General features: G+C 63.4%; 1 protein-coding gene and 1 pseudogene. One reads left to right on the top strand and one right to left on the bottom strand.

Translation table 11 applies throughout. From position 1 onward, the window contains the following. The first annotated feature begins 177 nt into the window (after positions 1 to 177). Entirely contained in the window at positions 178 to 777 is a 600-nt protein-coding gene (locus FFK22_RS41890; RefSeq protein WP_138893616.1) for a paraquat-inducible protein A, read from the top strand. 71 nt (positions 778 to 848) lie between these two features. On the opposite strand, the pseudogene FFK22_RS41885 reads toward FFK22_RS41890, so the two are convergent. After that, a pseudogene (locus tag FFK22_RS41885) lies at positions 849 to 1,032 on the bottom strand (ISL3 family transposase); the annotation flags it as partial.

Below are 1,032 nucleotides of genomic sequence, written 5' to 3'. Positions count from 1 at the left end.
AGGTGACATGGTGCAGATTTCCTTCGCCGAGTCCGAAGCCGTCGACGTGACGCCGGCAACATAACGGACGTGAAAGTGGACCCCGCGACTGGCGGGTCGGAGGACAGCCCTGAAGGTGACCCCGGCGCCGCATCTCGAGGCCGAGGCCCAGCTTAGCTCCGTGATGCAGTGCCATGAATGCGGCTGGAGGCATATGGTGCCGCGGCTGGCGGCGTGATCGAGCTGGCCGATTCCGGCATGTGGTCGCTGGCAGCGCTGGTATTCTTCGCCTCGATCACCGTGCCGGTGCTGAAGTTGGCCGGGCTGATCTACCTGCTGGTCACGACCCAGCGCGGTAAGACGGGGCAGTTGCGCAACCGCACCGTGATCTACCGCATCGTCGAGGCGGTCGGCCGCTGGTCGATGATCGACATCTTCATGATCTCGATCCTGGTGAGGCTGGTTCAGCTCGGCCAGCTGGCGATCATCGAGCCCGGGGTCTGCGCCGTATGCTTTGGCATCGTAGCGGCCGCGAGGCGATCGAACGTCGGACTGTGGGAAATGGCTTGTGAGCGGGTGCGCCGTGATTGCGACGCCTGCGCGTGCTTAGTGGGCGGGCCAATACGGGTTAGGGAGAGAGGGCTCCATGACCGAGATCGTGTTCGTCGGGCTGGACATCGCGAAGAACCGGTTCCAAGCGCACGGCGCCATCGGGAAAGGCAGACCCGTGCAATCGATCTGCCTGCTGCTGGCTGCTCTGACTGCCGGTGCGTGCGAGCCGGCACAGAGGCTGAATAACTTCATGGTCGTCGACACCCGAAACGAGAGGGGTGCCCGTTAGGCTCTGACGCAGTTTTGATGGAGCTCGGCTACGTGGCGCCGATGATGCGAGCCTGGAGCAGATCGATCTTGCCGCGACCGTACATCTGGCGTTTCACGAGCTTGAGCTTGGTGATCTGACCCTCGGTCTGTCCGTTCGACCATGGTGAGATGATGGCGGCGATGATGCTCCGCGCCTCGACCAGCTTCGGCACGCTGCTTTCAACTGCCGCC

This window comes from Mycobacterium sp. KBS0706, from assembly GCF_005938675.2.
Lineage (GTDB): Bacteria > Pseudomonadota > Alphaproteobacteria > DSM-16000 > Inquilinaceae > Inquilinus.
The sequence above is the reverse complement of the archived record's forward strand: the minus strand, read 5'-3'. Positions and strand labels throughout refer to the sequence as shown.